The organism is Streptomyces sp. NPDC048277 (assembly GCF_040652235.1).
Taxonomy (GTDB): domain Bacteria; phylum Actinomycetota; class Actinomycetes; order Streptomycetales; family Streptomycetaceae; genus Streptomyces.
The window spans coordinates 110,941-134,430 of record NZ_JBEZLQ010000023.1; the positions used below are offsets into that span (position 1 = coordinate 110,941).

Genomic DNA, 23,490 nt, shown 5'->3' on the forward strand with positions numbered 1-23,490 from the left:
GACTTCCCTGATGCGGCAGGTGAGTTCCGTGATCGAGGAGTTCCGCACCACGCTGCTCCGTCAGCGCCCGCCCCTCAGCTCTTTCCGTTGCCTTCGAGTTGGAAGTGCCAGATGACTGCGATCGGGGAATCGTCCAGGGCCGCGGCCGACGCTTCCGGACACCAGTGCAGCAGGTCCCAGGACACGTGGGTCGGGAGCGGGTCCGGGGCGGTGTCGGGGTCGAAGGAGTGGCGCGGGCGGCGGGGTTCTTCGCAGTGCACGACCTGGAAGCCAAGCGGGAGGGCCGCGGCGAGGTAGGCGCTGAGCGGGCGGTGGTACTCGGCGAGGAGGGACGGGCTGCCGTCCGGGCCGGGACGGCGGGCCAGCGTCGGGCTGAGATAGGACACCAGCAGGTGGGCATCCGAGAGCACGAGGTGTCCGCCGGGGCGCAGGACGCGCGCGAACTCGGCCAGCACGGGGGCCAGGTCGGGGACGTGGGTCAGGGCGAGCGTGCAGACGACTGTGTCGACCGCGTTGTCGGGCACCGGCAGCCGGTGCAGATCGGCCTCGTGCAACTCGACATCCGGCAGGCGCTTTCGGGCCAGGGCAAGCATTTCCTGCGAGGCGTCCACACCGATCACGTGGTGCCCGAGTTCGTGCAGGTAGGCAGTGTGACGGCCGGTGCCGCAGGCCGCGTCCAGCGCGGTGCCGACGGGCAGGCCGTCCAGGATGCGGCGGACGGCGGGCTGCTCGACGTCGATCATCCGGTTGCCGGGAGCGTCGTAGTACGCCGCCCAGGAACGGTAGACGTCGGCCGTGCTGATCGTGCCCTCACTCGCGGTCACGCCCTCGGCGTGCGCCAGGGCGGGCGTGTCCAGGAGGGCGCGGATCTCGGCGATCCGGGCCTCGACGAACGCCCGGTCGCCGCTTCCCTCCCGGACGGCGCGCAGCAGTGCGGCGCCCTCGATGCCCAGCAGATATCCCAGAGGACTCAGGTAGGTCACCCCAGGGACGGTACGGACACATGCTCCGACGGTTCCACCGGTTTTCCGGCGCTTCGGGCGGCCCCCTGTCTTGGTCCAGGTGAGGCGCAGCCTGCCTCGCGCTGAGTACCCCGCGGTGTGCCCCTCCTGTGCAGTGAGCTTGGGGATCGACCTCGCCGCCACCTTCCGGGGTCCGCCCCGCGGCCCTCGCGGGTCTGCCGCCGCTGCCGTTCGATGGACGCGGTGGAGTCCGGGCCGCCGGCCGCCGTGGCTCCGCCCTTGGGGATTCAGGTCCGCGCCGTCTCAGCCGCATCGATCCGCGGCTTGGCTGCGACAGCCTCGGGTGGGCAGGGGGACGACGTACCATGACTCGGTCCTCTCGGGGAATCGAACCTCCATCAGGCCTGGGTCCGTTGACGGTGCGTCAGCGCAGTGCGATCGCGTTGGCGGGAGATCCCACGCCTCCGACGATCGACAGCGGCGCGGCGGTGAGGAGGAAGGACCAGCGGCCGTCGGCGGCGCAGGCCTCGGCCAGCGCGTCGAGGTCCCAGAGCTCGCCGAGCGGCATGCCGAGCAGTCCGATCAGCGCCCGGTGCATGATGCCGGAGTGTGGGTCGCGGTGGCCTTCCTCGCGTTCGGCGCGGGTGAAGAACGGGCTGTCGGGCCTGGCCGGCCAGCACTCGAAGGCGAAGTTGTCCGCCGCCGCCAGGCTGACGCGGTGGTCCCACAGCCAGGCGAGGACGTCGTGCGACTGGTCGAGGCCGGGGTGCACCAGGGTGTGCTTCAGGTTGGCGCGGGTCTCCTCGGCCGCCGACTCGCGGTACCAGGTCAGCCAGCCGAAGCGGATCAGCACGATGTCGCCGGGGTGAACGGTCGTGTCCTGCGCCTTCCGCGTGTTCTCCAGGTCCTCGGCAGTGACCGCGTGACCGCCCTCCTGGTCCAGCGGACGGCCCGCCCGCCGGAGGAAGCGGTCGACATCGAGCAGCACCGCGCGGCCCGCGATCGGCACCGCCGCGAGGTGATGGATGCTCAGCAGGTCGTCGCCGGGGGTGAGGCGGGCCGGGTCGGCGCCGTTGTAGAAGCCGTGCTCGGGATGCGCGATGTGGCGCAGGCCGTCGAGTTGGGAGCCGTACTGAGGGTAGAAGCGGTCGAGCCATTCGTCGCGATGGAACGGGGTCCGCTCGAAGATGTGGTGCTCCGCGGGGCTGCGCGTCGGGGCCAGGGAGGTGGAGATCGCCGTGGACGGCAGGTCCAGGGCGAACGCCTCGCCCGTGCGCACCTCGGCCGCCGCGGCGGGCAGTGAGTTCAGGCGTAGCAGGTTCAGGGTGCCGAGCTGGTCGTCCTTTCCGAACAGGTACCAGCTGGACCCGGGAGGGCCGTCGGTGCGGGCGAGCAGTTGCTCATAGGTCGGCAGATCACTCAGGTCGGGTGTCACGTTCACCAACTCCGGTTCATGCGGGCGGATGTGGATCCGTGAGGGGCGTCCGGCCGCCTCCGATGGCCTCGCTGATTCGCCGGGCCGCTCGCAGCAGGGGCGGCAGCAGCTCGTCGACGAGCCGGTCCATCGAGCACTCGACGGTCCCGCAGGACAGCGCCAACGCGGCGACTACCCGGCCGTCGCCGTCGACGACGGGGGTGGCAGCGGACCGTCGGCCGATCTCGAGTTCCTGGTCGACGGTGTCCCAGCCGCGCTGCCGGACGAGTTCGAGGCGGGCACGCAGCGGTTCGGTCTCGGTGACCGTCCGGTCGGTGAGCGCCGCACGCGGCGGGCCGGCCAGGTACTGCTCCAGTTCGGCCGGTGTCAGGTCGGCCAGCAGGACGTGGCCCATCGAGGTCGCGTGCGCCGGGAGGCGAGTGCCCACAGCGAGATTGATGCTGGTGACCCGCTGCCGTTGCACGCGGTCGACGTAGACGACATCCGCACCGTCGAGGGCGGCGAGCGAGGTTCCGATGCCCAGCTCGTCGGTGAGGGACTCCATGATCGGGCGTGCCACGTCCGTGAGCCGCACCGACGACAGGTAGGCGTACCCGAGGGCGAGCACCTTGGGCGTGAGCGCGTAGAGGTTGTCCTCGCCGCGCGCGTAGCCGAGGTGCTCCAGGGTGAGCAGGATGCGCCGGACCGTCGGCTTGGTCAGTCCGGTCAGGGCCGCCAGTTCACCCAGTCCGAGCCGGGGTCCCCGGCCGGAGAACGCGGCGATCACCGACAGGCCTCGTTCGAGGGTTTGCAGGTGGTCGCGCCGTTCGTCTGCCATTCCCGCTCCTTGACAACCACGTATCCACACCGAGACGCTGACAGCGTTCGCAATGCATGTCAACCGTACGCATAGCGTACACCATCTCTGGGGCAGGCCGCCCCAGGAAGGTGAGACCCCCATGAGCAACGACCGCGCCCGCTTCCTCGTCGAGGACTTCGAGAAGACCGTCGTCGAGTTCATCCGCCGGCACGGCGTCACCCACGACGAGTACCGGGTGGCCACCGACTTCGTCATCAGCGAGGTGCAGGCGGGCGAGGCCAGCCTCGCCTTCGACGTCCTCTTCGAGGCGGAGGCGACCGACAACGCCAACCGGGGCCGGGAGGGCAGCATCGAGGCGATCGAAGGGCCCTTCTACCTCCCCGGCGCGCCGATGCTGGAGGGCCCTCGGTTCGTGATGCCGCAGCGGCCCGACGAGCGGGGCATCCCGCTGGTCTTCCACGGCCGGATCACCACGGCCGAGGGAGAACCGCTGGCCGGCGTGGAACTCGACATGTGGCACGCGGACGCGGACGGCAAGTACTCCCAGATCCACCCGGGCATCCCCGACTGGAACCTGCGCGGACGCTTCACCAGCGAAGCGGACGGCACCTTCGAGGTCACGACGATCGCGCCGCCGCCGTACGAGATCCCCAAGGACGGGCCCACCGGGCAGCTCCTCTCGGCGCTCGGCAGGCACTGCTTCCGGCCCGCCCACCTGCACCTCAAGCTCCGGCACCCGTACTTCGGGGAGCGGACGTCCCAGCTCTACTTCGAGGAGGGCGAGTACCTGGAGAGCGATGTCGCGAACGCCGTGCGGGACGGCCTGGTCCTCAAGCCCGTGCTGGTCGAGGCGCCGGACCGGATCAAGGCCCACGGCCTGACGGAGAGCTTCGTCGACGCGCGCTACGACTTCGTGATGTCGCCGGCGCGCGCCGCGTCGGGAGTGTGACATGCCGGCGAGTTCGCGGCGGGACAGGCCCGCTCTTCCCGTCACAGCCGTCGAGACGACGGTCCTCGACATCCCGCTCCGCCGGCCGCACCGGTTCTCGGTGGCCACCATGGACACGCAGGGCGTTCTGCTGGTCCGGCTGACCACCGCGGACGGGATCACCGGCTGGGGCGAGGGCGTCGTCCCGGGCGGGCCGTGGTGGGGAGGCGAGTCGATCGAGGGCATGCAGGCCCTCGTCGAGAAGCACCTCGGCCCCATGCTCATCGGCGAGGACGCGTTGCAGGTCGACCGTCTCGGGCGCCGGATGGACAAGCTCGTCGCGGGGGCGCCGTTCGCCAAGTCCGCGGTGGAGACGGCGCTTTGGGACGTCGCCGGCCGAGCGCTGGGCGTCCCGGTGTACCAGCTCCTCGGCGGTGTCCACCGTACGACGCTGCCGGTGACCTGGGCGCTCGGCGCGGAGCCGGTCGGTGTGGTCGTCGAAGAGGCCCTGGCCAAGATCCAGGACGGTTCCCACCGGTCGTTCAAGCTGAAGATGGGGGCGCTCCCGCCGCCGGAGGACGTCGCCCGGATCGCGGAGATCACCGAAGCTCTGGCCGGCCGCGCGTCCCTCGCCGTCGACCTCAACGGGGCGTGGGACGAGCAGACCGCCCGGCGCTGGCTGCCCGCGCTCGACGCGGCGGGCATCAGCCTGGTCGAACAGCCTCTGACAGCGGTCGACGTCTCCGGCGCGGCACGTCTGCGCGGCGGAACGACGGCCGCGCTCATGGCGGACGAGTCGCTCCGCACGCCCGCGGACGCGCTGCGTCTGGCGGGCGAGCACGCGGCGGACGTGTTCGCCCTGAAGATCGCCAAGAGCGGCGGCCTGTCCTCCGTACGGAGGATCGCCGCCGTGGCCGAGGCCGCCGGCATCTCCTGCTACGGCGGTACGACGATCGAGACGTCGCTCGGTACGGCGGCGGCCACGCACCTGTTCTGCGCCACCGCGTCCCTGACAGCGGGCACCGAGTTGTTCGGTCCCCTCCTGCTCTCGGACGACGTCGTGGAGACCCCGGTGTCGTACACCGACGGCGAGCTGTTGCTCGGCGACGGACCCGGCTTCGGGGTCACGGTCGACATGGCGAAGGTGGCGAAGTACGCGCGCAGGTGACGCACAGGTCGGGCGGACGAGGCCGTGCATGTGCTGGTGGCTGTCCGTGCACCCAGCGGCACCTTCCCGGCGGCGGATGGCGCGAAGGTCGGGGGAGTCCCGTACCGACACCGGAGCGGGCGCCGGATCGCCAGGAGAGTACCGATGGACCATCGCCACGAGCACCTCTACATCGGCGGGGAGTGGGTGCGCCCCTCCTCCAGTCGCGTCATCAGCCCGGTCAACCCCAGCACGGAGGCCGTGCTGGGCAGCGTGCCGGAGGCGCTGGAAGCGGACGTGGACACCGCGGTCGACGCGGCGCGCCGGGCGTTCGACGAGCCGGGCGGATGGGCGAGTTGGGAGCCGGAGCGCCGGGCCGACGTGATGGAGCGGTTCGCCGCCGAGCTGGAAGAACGGGCCGAGGGCATCGCCCAGCTGATCAGCAGTCAGAACGGGATGCCGATCACCATGTCCCGGCAGCTGGAGGTCGGCTATCCGACGGCGGTGCTGCGCTATTACGCGGGGCTGGCCCGTACGACGGGCTTCTCCGAGGTCCGTTCCGGGCTCCTCGGCGGCTCGATCGAGGTGCGCCGGACGCCGGTGGGCGTCATCGCCGCGATCGTGCCGTGGAACTACCCTCAGGTCCTGTCCATGTTCAAGATCGCGCCCGCGATGGCCACCGGCTGCACGGTGGTGCTGAAGCCCTCCCCCGAGGCGGTGCTCGACTCGTTCCTGGTCGCCGAGGCGGCCGAGGCCGCCGGTGTGCCGGCCGGGGTGCTCAACATCGTGCCGGGCGGCCGGGAGGCGGGCGCGCACCTCGTCTCGCACCCGGGCGTGGACAAGGTCGCCTTCACCGGGTCCACGGCGGCCGGGCGCGCCATCGCCGAGACCTGCGGGCGGCTGCTGCGCCCGGTCACCCTGGAACTCGGCGGCAAGTCGGCCGGCATCGTCCTCGACGACGCCGACCTGGACCCGGCGAAGGTCGGGCAGGACCTGGTGGCCGCGACCCTGACCAACAACGGCCAGACCTGCTTCCTCAGCACCCGCATTCTGGCCCCGCGCAGCCGCTACACCGAGGTCGTCGACCTGTTCACCGCGCTGGCCGCCAGCCTGCCCGTCGGCGACGCGCTCGACGAGAACACCCTCATCGGCCCCATGGCCACCGCCCAGCAGCGGGACCGGGTGGAGCGCTACATCGCCAAGGGCATCAGCGAGGGGGCCCGCGTCACCACCGGCGGTGGCCGTCCCGCCCACCTGGACAAGGGGTGGTTCGTGGAGCCCACGGTCTTCGCGGACGTCGACAACAGCTCCGTCATCGCGCAGGAGGAGATCTTCGGTCCGGTGCTGTGCGTGCTGCCGTACGACGACGTCGAGGACGCCGTCCGGATCGCCAACGACTCCGACTACGGCCTCGGCGGCACGGTGTGGACCTCGGACCCGGAGCGCGGTGCGGCCGTCGCCCGCCGCGTGCTCACCGGCACGATCGGGGTGAACCGCTACCTGCCCGACCCTGCGGCGCCCTTCGGTGGCGTCAAGGGCAGCGGGCTGGGCACCGAACTCGGCCCGGAGGGAATGGAGTCGTACCTGCGGACGCAGTCGCTGTACTGCTGACGCGCGGCTGCCGAAGCCGAACGCAAGGGCGGCCGGGAGGAATGCTCCTCCCGGCCGCCCTTGGTGTGTTGTGGTTCAGCCGCTGGTCGGACGCTCCCCTCGCACCGCCCGTTCCAGCAGGCCGGTCAGCTCCTCGGCGGTGGGGGTCCGCGGGTTGGCGTAGGGCGCGGCCACGACCTGGCGGACCGCTTCCCGGATGTTCTCCTCGCTCATGCCGATCTCGGCCAGCGACGCTGGTGCCCCCAGGCTGCGTGCCAGGTCCCAGAGCGCGGTGGCCGGGTCGCGGGTGCCCAGCACATGCTCCATGGCCATGGCCGCTCGGGGAGCGGCGGGCGCGTTGTAGGCGAGCACATGCGGAAGTACGACCGTGTGCACCTCTGCGTGCGGCAGGTCGAAGGAGCCGCCCAGGACGTGGCAGAGCTTGTGGTGCAACGACATCGTCGTCGCACCGAGAACCGCACCGCACAGCCAGGCCCCGTACAGGGCCCGGGTGCGGGCGTCGATGTCCGCGCCGTCCTTGGCGATCCGTGGCAGTGCCTCGACCAGCGCCTGTGCCCCTTCCTGCGCCATGAGCGAGACGATCGGTGAGGCGTCCGGGGCGTAGAGTCCCTCCACCGCGTGGGCGAGCGCGTTGAAGCCGCTGGTCACCGAGAGCGCGGTGGGCAGGGTGAGGGTCAGCTCCGGGTCGTAGACGACGCTGCGCGGCAGGACGGCGGCATCGCGTCCGGTGCGTTTGACGCCGTCCTCGGTCAGGCCCCAGATCGGGGTCATCTCCGAGCCCGCGTAGGTGGTGGGTACGGCGATGACCGGCAGCCGGTGCTTCAGTGCGACGGCCTTGCCGAGGCCGATGGCGGATCCGCCGCCGACCGCCACACAGCCGTCCGCGCCCAGTCGGCGCGCGGTCGCCCAGGCCGCCGCGGCCGTCTCGGCGGGCACGTGCATCCGGGCCTCCTGGAAGACCCCGGCCGTATGCCCTCCGAGGGCGTCGGTGACGCGCCGGACGTGCTCCTCCTGGCCCGGAGTGGCCAGGACCAGGACCCGTTCCAGGCCCAGCCGCGCCACCTCCTCCGCGAGCACGGCCAGCCGGCCGGCGCCGAAGGCGACGCGCATCGGCAGCGCCTGGTATGTGAACTCGTTCCACATGGGGTGAACTCCTGGGTGTGCTCTGGCTGTTACGGCCGCATCAGCACCGACGCAGAGGGGAAGCTCTCGGCGTAGTGCGTCGGCAGCGGGGTGATGAAGACGTTCTCGGTGCGGGTGCGGGTGATCTTCCAGACGCCGTCGATCCTGCGGAAGGCGTTGTTGAGCCGGCTCGACCGCAACAGGGACTTCCCGTCGGAGAAGAGCCACGGCTGCATGTGGATCCACTGGCCGGTCGCCTCGTCGCCGTCGACGTGGATCTGCTCGGAGGTGAGGTAGTGCGCGTTGAGCAGCAGCGCCGGGTCCTGCTTCTGCCCCCAGAACCCTTCGAAGTGGGTGCGGATCGCGGCGGCGCCCTCGGCCCGGCCGAACTGGTTGTCGTAGTACTCGCCGACGCCCTCCCAGACGGCGTCGTCGGCGTAGAGGTCCATGATCAGGTCGATGCGCTGGGTGTCGTCCTGGACACCGAACTCCGGGCAGGGCGTGTCGCACAGGAACATGTAGCGCGCCTGGAGGCGGCGGATCTCGGCCTCGGCCTCCAGTACTTCCACGCGCCGGACCAGTGCGGCGATGGTGGATGCCTTGGTTTCTTCGGTTGTGGTCATGGGAGTTCCTTCACAGGGCCGACGGGTGCTGGGCCAGCGGGGTCACGGTGACGTCCATGCAGGGGAAGAGCGGCAGGCCCCACAGGATGTCGTTGAGCCGGTCGTTGTCGGCGACGTCGAAGACGCTGAGGTTGGCGTACCGACCGGCGCAGCGCCAAAGGTGCAGCCACTCCCCCGCGTGCTGGAGCTTCCGCGCGTACTCCTTCTCCGCTGCGAGCGTCGCGGCGCGGACCTCGGGGTCCATGTCGGAGGGCAGGTTCACGGTCATCTGGACGGCGAAGAGCACGACCGGCTCCCCTTCTTCAAGTGCGGTCAGGAGGCCGGGGCGAGGACGAAGTCGTACGTGACCTCGTTGCGGCCGTCAGCGACCTGCTTCGGGTCGAGGATCAGTTCCGGCTTGACCGCGGAGGCCACGTCGTCCTCGATGTGCTCGCCGTCCTTGAAGTACAGCTGTGTGGTGACGGATTCGTGGCCCGGGGCCGACACCTTGACGTGGAGGTGGGCGGGGCGCCAGGCGTGCCAGCCGGCGGCGGCGATGAGCCGGCCGCAGGAGCCGTCGGTGGGGATCTGGTACGGGGCGGGCTGGACGGTGGTCACCGCGAACCGGCCCTCGGCGTCCGCCACCACGCTGCCGCGCAGGTTCCACTCCGGGATGCCGGGCGCGAACTGGGCGTAGAAACCGGCGTCGTCCGCCTGCCACATCTCCAGCACGGCACCGGCGACCGGTGCGCCCGAGACGTCGGTGACCTGGCCCTGGAAGAGCAGCCGGGTGCCGGGCTCGTTCTCGCGCATCGGCAGGGTGGCGACGCTGGGCAGCGTCGGGGCGCCCGGTGCGTAGTACGGGCCTTCGATGCTGCCCTTGCTGCCCTCGCGGTTGGCGTGGGCGACCTCCTCGACGACGTACTCGACCCACACGTCCAGGAAGAGCGGCCACTCGCCGTCCTGGCCGACGGAGATCAGCCAGGACTTGAGGACGTTGTACTCGTCGTACGTCACCTGATGGCGACGGACCACGTCGTGCAGGGCGGTGATGACCTCGGTGGCCAGGGTGTTGACTCGCGCGGTGTCGGCTGCGGCCGTCGCGGGCGTGCCGGTCTTGTCGGCGAGGAAGCGCTGGGTGGCCGAGGCGCCTGATGCGGCGGCGGTGGCCTGGAGGGCGGTGTCGGTCATGATGTGCGGCTCCTTCGGATGAATTGCCTTGCGGGGCTTGTCAGTTGTCCTGGCGGTAGCGGGCCAGCTTGTCCTCGTCGATCGCGACGCCCAGGCCGGGCCGGTCGTTCACGGCGAGCGTGCCGCCGCTGATGACCAGCTGTTCCGTGAGCAGGTCGTCGCTCATGTCGAGGAAGTTGGAGAGTTCGCCGGCCCGGCGGGACGAGGCGGCGTACGCGGCGCCGAAGGCCGCGGTGCACACGGTGCCCAGCTGGCCGTCGACCTGGTTCCCCATCACGACGTCGACGCCCATCCCCTCGCACTGGAACAGCACGCGCTGGGACTGCGTGAAACCGGTACGAGCCGTCTTGACACTTATGGCGGTGGCCGCGCCGTCCAGGAGGGAACGGGTCACCTCGGCGGGCGTGGTGGCGGACTCGTCCGCGACGAACGGGACAGGGCTGCGCGACACGAGCCATCTGCGGCCGAGGACGTCGTCGGCGGGGCACAACTCCTCGGCGAGCGTGATCCCGAGGGTGTCGAGTTCGCGCAGGGCAGCAGCCGACTCCGCCGCCGTCCAGCCCCGGTTGCCGTCGACGTACAACTCGGCCTTGTCGCCGAGGGTTTCCCGCAGAGCTCGGCATACGTCCAGGTCCAGCCGTGGCGGGCGGCGGCCGACCTTCACCTTGAAGACGGTGATGCCGTGTGTGTCGCGCATCCGCTCCGCCTCGGCGGCCATCCGCTCCGGTATGTCGAAGCCGAGCATGTGGCTGACGCGCATGCGGTCGGTGTAGCCGCCGAGCAGGCGGGTGGCCGACTGTCCCAGGGCCTGGCCCGTGATGTCCCAAAGGGCCATGTCGATCGCCGACTTGGCGGCCGGGTTGCCGACGGTGCGGTGCAGCCGGGCCTGGACCCGCTCGCGGGCGAACACGTCCGTTCCGGTGAGCTGCGGGGCGAAGATCCGCTCGATCACGCCGATGACGGACGCCTGGGTCTCGCCGTAGGTGTAGGGGCGGGGCACCGCGTCGGCGATGCCGGTCAGCCCTTCGTCGGTGCGCACACGCACGAGGACGTGTTCGGCGACGTGCACCTCACCGCTGGCGAACTTCACGGGCCGGTCGTACGGGATCGCGTACGGGATGGTCTCGATCTCGGTGATCTTCATCCCGCGTTCCTCTTGATGGCCCTTTCGGTGTGCTGGGCGATGCCGAGCAGTCGTCCCACGCGGTCCGGGTGACCGATCAGCTGGACCCCCAGGGGCATGCCGCACAGGTCGCGGTGACCTGGCACGGTGACCACGGGCAGCCCGAGCAGTTGCCAGGGGCGGCTGAGGATCGGCGTGCCGGTGGCGTCGAGTCCGTGCGGGGCGGGGCCGGGGGCGGCGGGGCCGAGGAGGGCGTCGACGTCGTCGAGGAGATGGAGGATTTCGGCGCGGGCCGCGCGTCTGACGGCCAGTGCGGCTTCGTACTCGTCCGTGGGGGTGTGGCGCCCGCGCTGGATGAGCTGGTTGAGGTGGCCGCTCAGAGACTCGGGATGCTCCGCCTCGGGGGCGAGGGCGCGTGCGGCCTCGTACGCCATGACGGTGGCGTGGGTGTCGGCGAGCAGTGGTGTACGCACCTGGTCGCCGAGTTCGCCGGCCGCGAGGGCCTGCCCGGTGCGCCGTAGTGCTTCGAGCATCTTCGGTTCCACGTCGGCGAGTTCGGTGCCGGGCCACAGCAACACCCGCGGCGAGCCGACCTCTTCGGTCTGCGTGCCGTCGACGGCTTCGACGGCCGAGGCCAGGTCACGCACCTGGGCGGCGAGCAGTCCGGGGGCGTCCAGAGTCTCGCTGAGTCCGGTGAAGCCCGTGGTCGGCCAGGCGCCGACGGGGGCGACGTACCCGGCGACACCGCAGAAGGAGGCGGGCCGCGTCAGTGAGCCCGCCGTCTGCGAGCCGAGTGCGAGGGGGACGACTCCGGCCGCGACGGCGGCGGCGGAGCCGCTGGAGGAGCCGCCCGGGGTGTGGTGGACGTTGTGCGGGTTGCGGGTCGGGCCGGGCTGGAAGTACGCGAACTCCGTGGTGACGGTCTTGCCGAGCGGTACGGCGCCCGCGCCGCGCAGCCGCTCCACCAGCCAGGCGTCGGCCGCGGCGATCCGCCCGCGGCGCAGCGGGGAGCCGCACTCGGTGGGCAGGCCGGTCACGTCGATGATGTCCTTGACGCCGAACGGCACGCCCTGGAGCGGCCCTTCGGCTGCCCGCCCGGCCTCCGCACGCGCGGCGTCCGCGTCGACATGGACCCAGGCGCGGATCTGGGGCTCGGTCTTCTCCAGCCGGCGCAGCGCCTCCTCGACGGCGGCCTCCGTGCCCCTCACGAAACGGCTTCCGGGAACGTCGTGGCGTCGAGGCGGTGGAAGGCCCGGTTGAAGTAGACGAGGCTCTGGCCGCCCGAGCGGGTGCGGAGCTGTTCGACGCCCACGAAGAGCACGCTGTGGGAGCCCCTCGGGACGGCGTCCTTGATGGTGCCGACGGCCGTGACGAGGGCGTCCTTGAGGACCGGCACATCGTGGGAGTGGTCCCAGATGTCCCAGGTGAAGCGCTCGGCCATGGGCACCTTGGTGGCTCCGGCGAAGTGCATCGCCAACTCCTGCTGTTCGCCGCCCAGGACGTTCACGCACACCCGGCCGTTGGCCTTGAAGACGTCGTGCATGGCGCTGGAGCGGTTGACGCAGACCAGCAGGGTCGGCGGGGCGTCGGTCACGGAGCAGACGGCGCTGAGGGTGATTCCGCAGCGGCCGTTGGGGCCGTTCGTCGTCAGGATGTTGACGGCCGCCGGGAGATGGGCCATGGCCTCCCGGAACTCGGCCTGATTGGGGGTCATGGCGGTTCCTGCTCTCTGCTGATTCGGTGGGATCTCGCTCACCACAGCTCCACCACCAGGCGGGGCGACTTCGCGCGGGAGACGCAGGCGGCGATCTGGTCGCCGGCCGCCTTCTCCTTGGCGGTCAGGCAGTGGTCGCGATGGTCGGGTTCGCCCTCGATCACCTGCAGGACGCAGGTTCCGCAGATGCCCTCGCGGCAGGAGGTGTCGAGGGGGACGCCGTTTTCCTCCAGTACCTCGGCGATGCTCTTGTCCGGCGGCACGGTGTAGACCTCGCCGGTGTCCAGTTCGACTTCGAAGCTGTCGCCTCCGGTCACGAAGTCCCCGGCCTGGAACAGCTCGCGGTGGACGTGGTCCTCGGGCAGCGTGCGGGTCGCCAGGGCGGCGACCTGGTCCATGAAGCCCTGCGGTCCGCAGGTGTAGACATGCGCGTCGGCCGGAAGCGCGGCCAGTTCCACGGCGAGCGCCTCGGCGGCGGCCTCGCGGCCGAGGCCGAAGTGGAACACGGCCCGGTCCGCGAAGCCGCTGCCTTCGATCAGGTCGGCGAAGGCCGCCTCCGCACGGTCGCGTGCCACGTAGTGCAGCCTGAACTCGGCGCCGTTGGTGCTGAGTTCGTACGCCATCGCCAGCAGCGGGGTGATGCCGACGCCGGCGGCCACCAGGTGGTGCTCCCCCGCTTCCGGGGCGAGGCCCAGGAGTTGCCTCGGGGTGCCGACCGCCAGTCGCGTGCCCGGCTCCACCTTGTCGTGCAGGGCCTGGGAGCCGCCTCGGGAGTTCTCCTCGCGCTTGACCGCGATGGTGTACGCGCCGGTGTCCTGCGGCGGGCCGCACAGCGAGTACGGGCGGGTGATCCCGGTGGGACCGGTCACGTCGATGTGTGCGCCGGCCGGATAGGGGGCCAGAGGGGTGCCGTCGACGGAGACGAGCCGGAGGACCTTGATGGACTCCGTTTCGTCGGTGATCTCGGTGACGGTGACAGGGAACATCGGTCCGCCTTCGCGTTCATGAGGAGAGAGCTGACGGACCGTCAGCGCATGTACAGGCCGCCGTTGGCGTCCCAGCAGGCCCCGGTGACCGCGTCCGCGTGCTCGGCCGCGAGCAGCAGGCACATGTCGGCGATGAACCCGGGGCGTCCGAGCCGTCCCACCGGGATCGACGCCTCGATCTGGGCGAGCCGCTCCGGGGTGACCGAGTCCCGGACCACCGGAAGGTCCTGCGGTCCCGGGGCGACGGCGTTCACCGTGACTCCGTGCGGGGCGAGTTCGCGGGCGAACACCTTGGTCAGCGTCGCCACTCCGCCCTTGGACGCCGCGTAGTGGGCGCCGGTCGCCGTACCGCCGTTCTGGCCTGCCAGCGAGCCGATGTTGACGATCCGTCCGTAACCGCGTTCGGCGAAGTACGCGCCGAAGACCTGGCAGCCGAAGAACGGGCCGTCGAGGTTGGTCCGCACAACCGCGTCGAAGCTCTCGGGACTGATGTCCATCAAGGGCTCGACCTTGGAGTGGCCGGCGTTGTTGACCAGGACGTGGACCGCGCCCCAGCGCTCGACGAGTCGGTCGCGCACCCGGACGAAGGCGTCCTTGTCCCGGACGTCGAGTGCGAGACCGACCGCGTTCTTCCCGCTGGGGTCGAGTTCGGCGGCCGCCTTGGCTGCGGTCTCCTCGTCGAGGTCGGTCAGCGCGACCCGGTAGCCGCGGTCGAAGAAGCGCCCGGCGATACAGCCCCCGAGGCCGCCGCCCGCGCCGGTCACCAGCACGACCCGGTGGGTGTCGTCCTCCCAGGTCTCCCCGGTTCCCTGCGGGCTCACAGCAGGAACCCCGATGCCGTGACCGCGTCCTCGGAGTTGACGAGCCGCACGATCTTCCGGGAGATACGGGGCCCGTCCGCACCGAACACGATCCGGTGGGTGACATCGGCGGCGAGGACGAAGGTCTCCTCGCGCTTGTAGCCGACCAGGACCTGCGCCGCGCAGATCTCGATCGCGTCGTCCTCTCGGCCGGTGACCACGAAACGGGACACGGAACGGACGGTACGAGCGGCGGCCGAGGCCGAGATCGAGAAACCTCCGGTGAGGCGCTCGACGCGCATCCGGCGCATCCGGTCGTCGTCGTAGACCAGGTTGAGGGCGGAGGCGAAGTCGGTGGTCTCCCGGTCGATCGGGACGACGTATTCGCCGCCCTCGGCCCACAGCCCGTCCCACTCCTCGTAGCGGCGGGCGTCCAGCAGGTGGGCCTCGCGCCAGATCAGGGAGACGGCGGCGAGGGCGCGCGGGTCGTCGAGCGGAAGCTCGGCAACAGCCGTGCCGAGGGCCTCAGTTGTCATCGGTCATCATCCTCTTCCACATCGCGTACGCCTCCCGCATCCCGGTCTCGTCGGTCGCATGGGATGTGGGGTGCCCCAGGTCGTCGGGCTTCTCGCGGCCGAGGCCGCGGTTGACCATGATCGGCATGTCCGCTTCCCCTGCCACGCCGCGCTGGACGCGGTTCCACGCCTCGGCGTCGTCGGGGCTGCCGAAGCCGAACGGGCCCTGGAAGTGCTCGTGGATGCGCAGGCGTTCGCGGTTGACGATCTCCGGGCCGCCGTCCAGGCCCAGCGCCATGTGCCGGACCTCCGTCTCCCTGACCGAGATCGGCCTGAGGACCCGGAAGAAGGCCATCGACATGGCGACGTTCGGGAAGAGGTTGAGGTTGAATCCCACGCCGTGCATGGCGCGCACGATGCGCCGGACCTTCTCCGGGGACATGTCCTTCGACAGCTCCTCGACGATGTGGCCGAAGCGGTCCTGGAGCTTCTCCGTGCCGTCGTCCTCGTCGAAGTCGACGTGGTCGGCGACGCCGACGGCGACGCTGTGGCCGTTGCCGAGGGCGTGGGTGACCGCGCTCTCGTCGGTCATGATCGACAGCATGCTCGCGGTCTCGGCGTCGACCGACGCCATCCAGGAGCGGTGCACGATCGGGAAGTGGTACCAATCGGTGGTGTTCTCCAGCTGGATCTTCCAGTTGCCCTGGAAACGGAACCGGTGCTCGCCCTGCACCTTGATCGGGTAGCCGGCGCCCTGCTTCATGAACCGGTCGATCCACAGGCGGGCCCCGCCGAGGAAGTCCTCCAGCGGCTCGATGTCCGGGTTGAAGCTGGCGAAGACCATGCCCGCGTACATGCCGACCTTCAGGCGCAGCAGCGGCAGGTCCTTCTTCTCCATGACGTCCTCGTAGCCCTCGGGGTACGGGATGCCGCGCAGGGCGCCGTCCAGGGAGTACGACCACGCGTGGTAGGGGCAGGTGAAGCCGTTGCCGTTGCCCTTGGGGGTCTCGCAGACGCTGGCGCCGCGGTGGCGGCAGCGGTTGAGCAGGACGTTGATGCCGCCGCGGCGGTCGCGGGTGACGATGACGGGACGCCGGCCGACCCAAGTGGTCCTGAAATCACCGGCCTTGGGGATCTCGCTCTCGTGGGCCACCCACACCCAGGTGCGGTGGAAGATACGGTCCATCTCCGACTCGAAGAGAGCCGGGTCGGTGTAGAGGGAGCCGGCGACGCGGTCGGTCTGGACCAGGGAGGAGATCTCGGGGGTCGTGGTCATCGGGTCACCTCCGGTTCGGGCAGGGGGCGGCCGATGCGCGCCTCGATCTTCATGTAGCGCCACAGGCCGTACTCGCCGACCTGGACGGTGCGGAAGAGGTTGCAGGCCGCGGCGACCGTGGGCTGGTCGTCGACGTCGGCGAGGACGTAACAGGTCCAGGGCCAGGAGTCGGAGGGGCCGACCATGTGCTGGTCGTCGTCGATGGTGCCGAGGACGTTCACACCGGGCAGCTCGTACAGCTGCTGCAGCATGGTGACGGTGCCGTCCCAGACCGCCTTGCCCTGACCGGTGGGCAGATCGAAGAAGTTCTGGTTGACGCCGATGCAGAACAGCACCCTCAGTGGTGCGTCGGACATGGAATTTCCTGCCTCTCTAGAGGTAGCCGGGGAAGGGCTGGACGCCCATGAGGACCGCGCCGGCGCCGTCGTACATGCCCTCCTGGAGGAAGGCGTGCTGCGGCACCACCGAGGCGTCGCGCAGGTAGCGCTGCATGGGGCTGCCGTCCGCGATGGCGGGGATGCCGGCGAGTTGGTAGGCGGCCCGGACGACTTCGAAGGAGGTCTTGGCGAGATGGGCGGAGGCGAGCCGGAGCAGGCTGACCTGTTCGCGGGTCGCGGGGTGGCCGACCTCGACCGAGGCCCAGACCTCCTCGGTGATCTCGTAGAAGAAGGCGCGTACGGACCGGAGTCGGGCCTCGGCCTGTCCCACCGAGATGCGGTAGGTGGCGCGGTCGGCGGGCTTGGGCGCGCCGGTGTAGCCGGCGCGGCCGCCCTGGGCGATGACGTGGTCGAGGGCGGCACGGGCGACTCCGAGGCCGACGACGGCCAGTACCTGGGCGGCGTACGGGACGCTCGGGTACCGGTAGAGCGCTTCGTTGACGGTGGGTTCGGAGCCACGGACGAAGGTCCACTCCGGCGCTACGACGGCCCCGTCCACCACCAGGTCGTGGCTGCCGGTGCCGCGCAGTCCGATGACGTCCCAGTTCTCGGCGATCTCGACCTGGTCGGGGCGCAGGATGGCGGTCAGGGGCCGACCGGCTTGGTCCTCGCCGGCCTTGATGCCGACGCCGAGGATGTCCGCGCCCTTGCAGCCGCTGGCGAACTTCCAGCGACCCGAGATGCGGTAGCCGCCGTCCACGAGTTCGGCGGGCTGTACCGGGAACAGGCCGCCCGCGAAGACGATATCGGGTCCGTCGGTGTACAACTCGGCCTGGATGTCCAACGGAAGCGCCGCGAGATAGATCAGGGAGGAACCGAAGCTGGCGACCCAGCCGGCCGAGGCGTCGACGGCCGATATCCGCTCGATGATGCGGAGGAAGTCCGCCGGCGGAAGGGCGTCGCCACCGAATTGCTTCGGGGTGCTCGCACGATAGATGCCGGCCTTCTTGAACTCCGCGATGACATCACGCGGAATATGCCGCCGCTCCTCGAATTCGGCCCGCCGCTCCGCCACCAGGGACAGTACGCGGTCCAGCTCTGACGGCGTCTGCGTCATGAGAAATTCCCCTCGCATGGCCAGGCGGTTTCCGTTTCCGCCTCGCTCTTACGCTAGGCGGACCAACTACGGCCCGACAATTGGGAGTCGGTTGCATCGGATAGGGGATTTCCCCTATCGCTGAGGGGCAGCCGGAAGCGGAAGACGGCTCCGCGGGGAGTGTTCTCGTGGGCCTCGATGCTGCCGCCGTGACGGGTGATGATGCGGTGGCTGAGGGCGAGGCCGATGCCGTGCCCGTTCTCCTTGGAACTGAACGCCCCGTCGAACACGCTGCCCGACGGGAAGGCCGACAGCCCTTGGCCGTTGTCGCGCACCTCCACCTCGGCGTACGGTCCGTCCCGTCGGGTCGCCACGGTCACCGACCGCTCCTCGGCAGGCCAACGGGCCATCTCCTCAACGGCGTTGAACGCCAGGTTCATCACGACCTGCCCGATGAGCACCGTCTCGCAGTGCACGGGCAGCGGATCCTGGGCAAGTTCCCAGCGCAGTGCGACCGCGTTCTGCTGCGCCCGTACGTCGACGAAGTACGCGCAGTCGCCCACGATGCCGTTCAGATCGGCGAGTTGCTTGGACTGTTCGAGCCGTACGACGTACTTGCGCAGGCTCGACAGGATGAGAGCGGCACGGTCCAGCTGGCGGGTGGCGCTCTCAAGGCCCCAGTTCAGCTGGTCGACATCGCCGCCGTCCAGACGGCCCCGGACGCCGGCCACGAAGTTGTGCGCCGCCGCGATCGGTTGGCTCACCTCGTGCGCGATGGCCATCGCCATGTCGCCCATGGCGTTGTAGCGGGCCAGATGGTTCAGGTACTGCGCGTCCCGGTGGTGCTCCTCCTCCGTGCGCACCTTGTCGGTGATGTCGTGGAAGAGGAGCAGCAGCCCGCTCAGGTCGTTCTCGATGTCGATGTACTGGCACCGAGCCGCGAACCAGCGTGCAGTACCGTCGGCCCCGCCCGGAACCGCCAGGCGGTAGCGGGCGTCCCTGGGCAGCCCGCCACGCGAGGTCGAGGCGAGGACGTCACGCAGGACCGCGGCGGAATCGGGAGCCAGGAAGCCGGTGAAGTCGGCGCCGACGAGGTCCTCCGGGTCACGGCCCAGCAGCCGCCCCGCCGAGAGGCTGGCGAACTGCATCCCCCCCGCGTCGTCGAGCACGACGATGCCCTCGTCGAGGTTGCGCAGGAAGGCGTGCAGCCGTCCCTCGGTGCGGAACAGGTCGAGCCGGGTGGCCTTCTCCTCCGCGATGTCCCGGAACTGCACCATGACCACCGGCCCTCGGTCCAGGTCCACCCGGATGGCGATGGCCTCGGTCAGGATGTCCTGTCCCGACTTGGACCGGTAGCACCATTCGATGACGCCGGTGCCCTCGTCGACGGCGCGCTGCAGCCAGGCCACACCGATCTCACGGGCGTACTGCCGGGCGTTGGAGCTCATGTCGGGAGCCTTGAGCGGCCGGAGTTCGTCGAGGGTGAAGCCGAGGACCTCACAGGCGGCCGGGTTGGCCCAGAGGATCTCCTTCGTCGCGGCGTCGTGCACCAGCACGCAGTGCTGGAGCGCGGCGAAGAGACGGCCGAGGTCGGACGACGTGATCTCAGGCGGGCCGGACATACGGGATCACACCCCGGCCGGTCCGAGGCCGGACCGCAGCAGGTCCCCGACCAGCTCGCCCAGGGTCCCGGCGCCCGTCTTCTCCCGGATCCGGGCCCGGTGCGCGTCGACCGTCTTCAGGCTGATGCCCAGCTGCCCGGCGATCGTTTTGCTGGGCAGTCCGGCGACCACGAGCCGCAGCGTCTCCTGCTCCCTGGGGCTCAGCGCCGCGAGCCGGGCCCGCAGCGCGAGCTGTTCGGCACGGCGGGCGTGGCGCTCCCGGGCCGTGCCCAGCGCGTTCTGCACGACGTCGAGCATGTGCTGGGGGTCGTAGGGCTTCTCCAGGAAGTCCACCGCGCCCTGCTGCAGGGCGCGCACCGACATCCGGATGTCCCCGTGCGCCGAGACGAAGACGACGGGGAGGGTCGCGCCTGCGGCGTTGAGCAGTTCCTGGACCTGGAAACCGCCCGTGTGCGGCATGCGGACGTCCAGGACGAGGCAGGCGGGACGATCGGCGTCGAAGGCCGCGAGGAACGTGTCGGCGTCGGTGAAGCACGCGGTGCGGATGTGGACGGAGTCGAGCAGCCAGGCCAGGGAGGAGCACAACTGCTCGTCGTCGTCGAGGACATAGACCAGTTCGTCGCTCATGCCGGGCCCCGGGTTCATTCCGCCCAGGCCGCCGGGGCGGTCCAGTACTCGCTGCCGTCGGCGCTGATCCCGCGCCGCCACTCCGCGGTACGGCGCAGGGCCGGCTCGACCCTGGCGGTCGCCGCGTCGGCGCCCTCGGGCCCGTCCCGGTCGACCTGCCAGTGCACCCAGTTGAGCTCCCGGCCCTCGCTGTCGTGGAGGAAGAGGTCCACGTGGTGCCAGCCGTAGCCGTACGTGTCGGCGTAACAGGTGAGCAGGAGGCTCGTGCCGCTCGTGGCCCCGTCGGTGTGCGTGGTCATGGAGGCCACGCTAGGAGGACGGACGGATTCGGATGCGGCAGCGCGTGCACGGGGTTCCGCCAGCCAGTGCACCCGGGGTGACGGCAGTCGTGACTGCGGTCGTGGCTGCTCAGGCGTAGGAGGCGAGCAGCCCTTCCAGCACCTTCAGCTGGCCTTCCCTCGTGGTGGTGCCCGGGGTCAGCACGGCGCCGACCTGGAAGCCCAGGACCACGGCGAACAGCGTCTCGACGATGCGCTCGTCCGGGGCGGGGGTCGTGATCTCACCGCAGGACCTGGCCCTGGACACACAGTCGTGCATCAGGGTTCGCCACCGGTCCATCGTCGACTCGTAGGCCGACGACAGGCGTGGGTCGTGCACAGCACGGTCCCAGAACGCGATCACGACCCGCGCCTCCAGCAGGCGTGTGCCGTCCAGCGGCATCAGCTCGTGGCAGACACCCCGCAGGGCGGCCAGACCGCCGGCCTCGGCGGTCGCGGGTTCCAGGCGGCGTTCGGTGGCGTCGCACGCGTACTGGAAGGCCGCCAGCAGGATCTCGTCCTTGTCGCGGAAGTACGGGGCGAGTCCCCCGTTGGCGAAGCCTGCCTCGGCCGCCAGCTCCCTCATGGTCACGGCGGCGAGGCCGCGGCGGCCCACGATCTTCCAGACCGACTCGATGATCAGCCGCCGACGCGCGTCGTGATCGACGACCTTCGGCATGCGGTCCTCCACCCTTCCGGTTCGTGAGGCTCATACGAGCATGGCGGCCATGGCGACGACCATCAGGAGCGCACCGGCCTCCCGGCAGGCCCGGATGCGGCCGACGCATGGGGCAGGCCGATCCGACAGGCTCCGGAACATGATCCCACCGGCCCTCGCCGTCACCCAGACCACGACGGTCAGCACGGTCGGGCCGACGGTCGTGGCAGCCATGTGCTGGTGTGCCCGGCCGCCGGTCATGAGGCTCATGAGGTCCATGAGCAGCGTCATCACGGCGAGATCGAACGCGACGGTCCAGCCCCGGCGCTCCCCGCACGCCCGGCCGGCGCTCCACAGGCACCCCGCCCCGGTGACGCCGGCGCCCGCGAGCGGTCGGCCGCCGGCCATGAGCACCATGCCGCTCAAGGCCAGCAGCTGCGGACCCGACCTCCGCACCGATCCGGGAAAACGGCCGGCCAGGCAGAGCACCGCTCCCGCCAGCCCGGCGAAGGACAGCAGGTCAGTCACGAGTGCAGCAGCCATGCGCGTCCGAGACGGCCGCGGGGACATCCAGCGTAGGATTCCGGTCGAAGAAACCGACCGGCTTCAGCTTGAAGCCGGTGTGGTCGACCGGCATGATCGGCCAGTCCTCCGGACGGGGTGCATGGGTGAGGCCGAAGGTGTGCCAGACGACCAGGGACTGCCCGTCGATGTCCCGGTCGGCCGCCGTGTACGCCGGCAGTCCGGCGCCGCCCGGATGCTGGTTGACGAAGTCACCGGCCGGGTAGCGCTCGGCGGGGTCGTAGGCGGTCACCCACATATGCTTGGTGGCGAAAGCCGCGCGGGCCGCGATCGAGGAACGCGGATCGGCGAGCAGCGCGGGCTTGCCCTCGGGGTGGAGCGCGTAACCGACCGGTTTTCCCAGCGAGTTGAGCGAGTCGGGGTTGGTGATGTGCCAGACCCGGTCGACCGCCATGTCGACAGTGCGCTGGGCCTCGCTCTCCCGGGTGAGTGGCGTGCGCCGGTAGGTGAAGGCGTTGCCGCGCGGATTGTCGGCCCCCATCGGAACCCGTACGACGTCGACCTCCTCCACCCGGTTCGCCGCTCCGTCCAGGGCCATGTCCAGCCGGGCGCAGAACAGGTGCTGGTGGTAGGGCGCGCCGAGGCCGGGGGCGATCTCGGCGGCGTACGGATAGTCGCCACCCGGGTGGGCGGAGGTGAAGACGACACCGGTGGCCTTGGCCTCGAACTCGATGGTGCCGTCGAGGTAGAGGTACCAGTAGAAGCCGTAGTCGTAGTTGCCGATGGTGGTGAAGAAGGAGAGCACCATGCGGCGTTGGCGGCGGGTCTCGCTGGAACCGGCCCACAGGTCGGTGTGCTTCCAGAGGATGCCGTGGTCCTCCTCGTGCAGACAGACCGCGTTGGGCAGCGTCCGCGGGTGACCCGACTCGTCGGCGATGACGGCGTCGAGGTAGGTGATGTCGCCGAGGCAGTCGCAGCCCAGGCGCAGGGCGTTGGCAGCGCGGCCGATCAGGTACTCGCCGGTGTCGAAGTAGTTCTGCCAGGAGCGGACCGGGGAGGGATCGGCGTAGGGCACGACCATCTCGGCGATCGAGGCGCGGTGGATGATCGGGCGCACGGCGCCCTTGTCCCGGTCCCGGAAAGCGATCTGATGGAGAGTCAGTCCCTCCCGGGCGTCGAATCCGATGCGCAGAGACCAGTTCTCCCAGGTGAGGAGATTGCCCTGGAGGGCGAAGCTGGGCCCCTCGGGCTGGGTGATCTCGATGGGCTTCTGGCTGGTGCGGGCGGGGCCAGTGACCGCGGGGTCGTCGAAGTTCCCTGTGCCGGCGGGGATCGGGACCGGGCCGAGGTCGACGACACGATGGACGCTGCGGTTGAGCACGTCGACGTAGCCGACCAGGCCGTCGACGGGGTGGGCCCAGGCGTGATCCCGGTCGTGTTCCTGCACGAAGGCCAGCCCCCGGAGGATGCGGCGGCCGGCCTCGTCCGGGTATTCGTCGGCGTAGACGCCGGCGGACAGCGGGGCGACCCGCACCCGGGCGACGTCCAGGCCCCGGCTCTTCAGCGCGGCGAGCCACTCGTCGTCCTCGGCGAGCACTTCCTCGACAACGGCGAACTCCTCTTCCAGTACCGGAAGTTGACCGTCCCTTACGGCATCCAGCGGCCGGTCCGAAACGACGTTCCCCGCGCTGACGGACACCACGAGGTCCCGGCCCGGTGCGCCCGCGATGTCGTACAGCAGCACGCGCGCCCGGCGCTCCACCGGGTCGCCTGGCGCGAAGGCGAGCAACTCGCTCTTGGCGGGTTCTTCGAGGCCCACGTAGACGAAGCGCGAGGTCTCCCGGAGGACGTCGGCCCGCTCCAGGACGGAGCGGATGGCGTCGATCTCCTCCGTGGTGAGTTGGTCGAGCGGGTGCACTGAGGGGGTGGTCATGGCGCTCCTCCAAGAGTTTTTCTATACGTTCGTAGAGGAAAAACGCTGCGGGTTCCCCCGGTCCAGGCCACGTTGGAAAAATTCCGCTGCTCACCTCGACTCCGGGCACCGAACGGAGCACCGCGGT

The 23,490-nt window shown here is 70.5% G+C and carries 25 protein-coding genes; 3 read left to right on the forward strand and 22 right to left on the reverse strand.

Annotated features, from left to right (window positions below; all coding sequences use genetic code 11):
• Positions 1-74: 74 nt before the first annotated feature.
• From AB0D85_RS38020 to AB0D85_RS38030, 3 genes are all read right to left on the reverse strand, one after another.
• Positions 75-983 carry a methyltransferase domain-containing protein gene (locus tag AB0D85_RS38020; RefSeq protein ID WP_362330773.1) on the reverse strand — a complete coding sequence of 303 codons (909 nt, stop codon included), beginning with the start codon at positions 981-983 and terminating at the stop codon, positions 75-77.
• Positions 984-1,386: 403 nt separating this feature from the next.
• The gene (locus AB0D85_RS38025; protein WP_362330776.1) at positions 1,387-2,397 is read right to left on the reverse strand and encodes a cyclase family protein; all 1,011 of its coding nucleotides are present in this window, start codon (positions 2,395-2,397) and stop codon (positions 1,387-1,389) included.
• Between the two features lie 16 nt (positions 2,398-2,413).
• On the reverse strand, positions 2,414-3,214 hold the full coding sequence (locus AB0D85_RS38030; RefSeq protein WP_362330779.1) for an IclR family transcriptional regulator C-terminal domain-containing protein: 801 nt from the start codon (positions 3,212-3,214) through the stop codon (positions 2,414-2,416).
• Positions 3,215-3,335: 121 nt separating this feature from the next.
• On the opposite strand from AB0D85_RS38030, the gene AB0D85_RS38035 reads away from it, so the two are divergent.
• From AB0D85_RS38035 to AB0D85_RS38045, 3 genes are all read left to right on the forward strand, one after another.
• Positions 3,336-4,145, forward strand: a complete 810-nt coding sequence (locus AB0D85_RS38035; protein ID WP_362330782.1) for a dioxygenase — start codon at positions 3,336-3,338, stop codon at positions 4,143-4,145.
• A gap of 1 nt (position 4,146) precedes the next feature.
• Entirely contained in the window at positions 4,147-5,292 is a 1,146-nt protein-coding gene (locus tag AB0D85_RS38040; protein ID WP_362330785.1) for a muconate cycloisomerase family protein, read from the forward strand.
• 144 nt (positions 5,293-5,436) lie between these two features.
• Complete coding sequence (locus AB0D85_RS38045; RefSeq protein WP_362330788.1) at positions 5,437-6,882, forward strand: aldehyde dehydrogenase; 1,446 nt, start codon at positions 5,437-5,439, stop codon at positions 6,880-6,882.
• A 75-nt stretch (positions 6,883-6,957) separates the two neighbouring features.
• Here the strand turns inward: AB0D85_RS38045 and AB0D85_RS38050 are convergent, their stop codons facing one another.
• The 19 genes from AB0D85_RS38050 to AB0D85_RS38140 form a co-directional block, all read right to left on the reverse strand.
• The gene (locus tag AB0D85_RS38050; RefSeq protein ID WP_362330791.1) at positions 6,958-8,025 is read right to left on the reverse strand and encodes a maleylacetate reductase; all 1,068 of its coding nucleotides are present in this window, start codon (positions 8,023-8,025) and stop codon (positions 6,958-6,960) included.
• A gap of 29 nt (positions 8,026-8,054) precedes the next feature.
• Entirely contained in the window at positions 8,055-8,627 is a 573-nt protein-coding gene (locus tag AB0D85_RS38055; RefSeq protein WP_362330794.1) for a nuclear transport factor 2 family protein, read from the reverse strand.
• Between the two features lie 10 nt (positions 8,628-8,637).
• Complete coding sequence (gene catC / locus AB0D85_RS38060; protein ID WP_362330797.1) at positions 8,638-8,913, reverse strand: muconolactone Delta-isomerase; 276 nt, start codon at positions 8,911-8,913, stop codon at positions 8,638-8,640.
• Between the two features lie 26 nt (positions 8,914-8,939).
• Positions 8,940-9,797 carry a catechol 1,2-dioxygenase gene (gene catA / locus AB0D85_RS38065; protein ID WP_362330800.1) on the reverse strand — a complete coding sequence of 286 codons (858 nt, stop codon included), beginning with the start codon at positions 9,795-9,797 and terminating at the stop codon, positions 8,940-8,942.
• 40 nt (positions 9,798-9,837) lie between these two features.
• The gene (locus AB0D85_RS38070) at positions 9,838-10,941 is read right to left on the reverse strand and encodes an enolase C-terminal domain-like protein (RefSeq protein ID WP_362330803.1); all 1,104 of its coding nucleotides are present in this window, start codon (positions 10,939-10,941) and stop codon (positions 9,838-9,840) included.
• Positions 10,938-12,128 (reverse strand): amidase, encoded by a 1,191-nt coding sequence (locus AB0D85_RS38075; RefSeq protein ID WP_362330806.1) that lies wholly within the window; start codon positions 12,126-12,128, stop codon positions 10,938-10,940. Before AB0D85_RS38075 ends, AB0D85_RS38070 begins: the two co-directional genes overlap by 4 nt.
• Positions 12,125-12,634 (reverse strand): flavin reductase, encoded by a 510-nt coding sequence (locus tag AB0D85_RS38080; RefSeq protein WP_362330808.1) that lies wholly within the window; start codon positions 12,632-12,634, stop codon positions 12,125-12,127. Before AB0D85_RS38080 ends, AB0D85_RS38075 begins: the two co-directional genes overlap by 4 nt.
• A 38-nt stretch (positions 12,635-12,672) precedes the next feature.
• Positions 12,673-13,620 (reverse strand): PDR/VanB family oxidoreductase, encoded by a 948-nt coding sequence (locus AB0D85_RS38085; RefSeq protein WP_362330811.1) that lies wholly within the window; start codon positions 13,618-13,620, stop codon positions 12,673-12,675.
• Positions 13,621-13,661: 41 nt separating this feature from the next.
• Complete coding sequence (locus AB0D85_RS38090) at positions 13,662-14,441, reverse strand: SDR family NAD(P)-dependent oxidoreductase (RefSeq protein ID WP_362330815.1); 780 nt, start codon at positions 14,439-14,441, stop codon at positions 13,662-13,664.
• Positions 14,438-14,956: an aromatic-ring-hydroxylating dioxygenase subunit beta gene (locus AB0D85_RS38095; RefSeq protein ID WP_362330818.1), complete on the reverse strand. Its 519-nt coding sequence runs from the start codon at positions 14,954-14,956 to the stop codon at positions 14,438-14,440. Before AB0D85_RS38095 ends, AB0D85_RS38090 begins: the two co-directional genes overlap by 4 nt.
• Positions 14,946-16,211, reverse strand: coding sequence for an aromatic ring-hydroxylating dioxygenase subunit alpha (locus AB0D85_RS38100; RefSeq protein ID WP_362330821.1), 1,266 nt, complete (start codon positions 16,209-16,211; stop codon positions 14,946-14,948). The genes AB0D85_RS38095 and AB0D85_RS38100 overlap by 11 nt, the downstream gene beginning before the upstream one ends.
• Complete coding sequence (locus tag AB0D85_RS38105; protein WP_362330824.1) at positions 16,208-16,567, reverse strand: hypothetical protein; 360 nt, start codon at positions 16,565-16,567, stop codon at positions 16,208-16,210. Before AB0D85_RS38105 ends, AB0D85_RS38100 begins: the two co-directional genes overlap by 4 nt.
• A gap of 16 nt (positions 16,568-16,583) precedes the next feature.
• Positions 16,584-17,705, reverse strand: a complete 1,122-nt coding sequence (locus AB0D85_RS38110; protein ID WP_362330827.1) for an acyl-CoA dehydrogenase family protein — start codon at positions 17,703-17,705, stop codon at positions 16,584-16,586.
• Between the two features lie 53 nt (positions 17,706-17,758).
• Positions 17,759-19,306 (reverse strand): PAS domain S-box protein, encoded by a 1,548-nt coding sequence (locus AB0D85_RS38115; RefSeq protein WP_362330830.1) that lies wholly within the window; start codon positions 19,304-19,306, stop codon positions 17,759-17,761.
• A 6-nt stretch (positions 19,307-19,312) separates the two neighbouring features.
• Positions 19,313-19,933 carry a response regulator gene (locus tag AB0D85_RS38120; protein ID WP_362330834.1) on the reverse strand — a complete coding sequence of 207 codons (621 nt, stop codon included), beginning with the start codon at positions 19,931-19,933 and terminating at the stop codon, positions 19,313-19,315.
• A 14-nt stretch (positions 19,934-19,947) separates the two neighbouring features.
• Positions 19,948-20,232, reverse strand: a complete 285-nt coding sequence (locus AB0D85_RS38125; RefSeq protein ID WP_362330838.1) for a hypothetical protein — start codon at positions 20,230-20,232, stop codon at positions 19,948-19,950.
• Between the two features lie 109 nt (positions 20,233-20,341).
• Positions 20,342-20,929 (reverse strand): TetR/AcrR family transcriptional regulator, encoded by a 588-nt coding sequence (locus tag AB0D85_RS38130; RefSeq protein ID WP_362330841.1) that lies wholly within the window; start codon positions 20,927-20,929, stop codon positions 20,342-20,344.
• A 30-nt stretch (positions 20,930-20,959) separates the two neighbouring features.
• Positions 20,960-21,436 (reverse strand): hypothetical protein, encoded by a 477-nt coding sequence (locus tag AB0D85_RS38135; RefSeq protein ID WP_362330844.1) that lies wholly within the window; start codon positions 21,434-21,436, stop codon positions 20,960-20,962.
• Positions 21,429-23,363, reverse strand: a complete 1,935-nt coding sequence (locus AB0D85_RS38140) for a primary-amine oxidase (RefSeq protein ID WP_362330847.1) — start codon at positions 23,361-23,363, stop codon at positions 21,429-21,431. Before AB0D85_RS38140 ends, AB0D85_RS38135 begins: the two co-directional genes overlap by 8 nt.
• Positions 23,364-23,490: the final 127 nt, after the last annotated feature.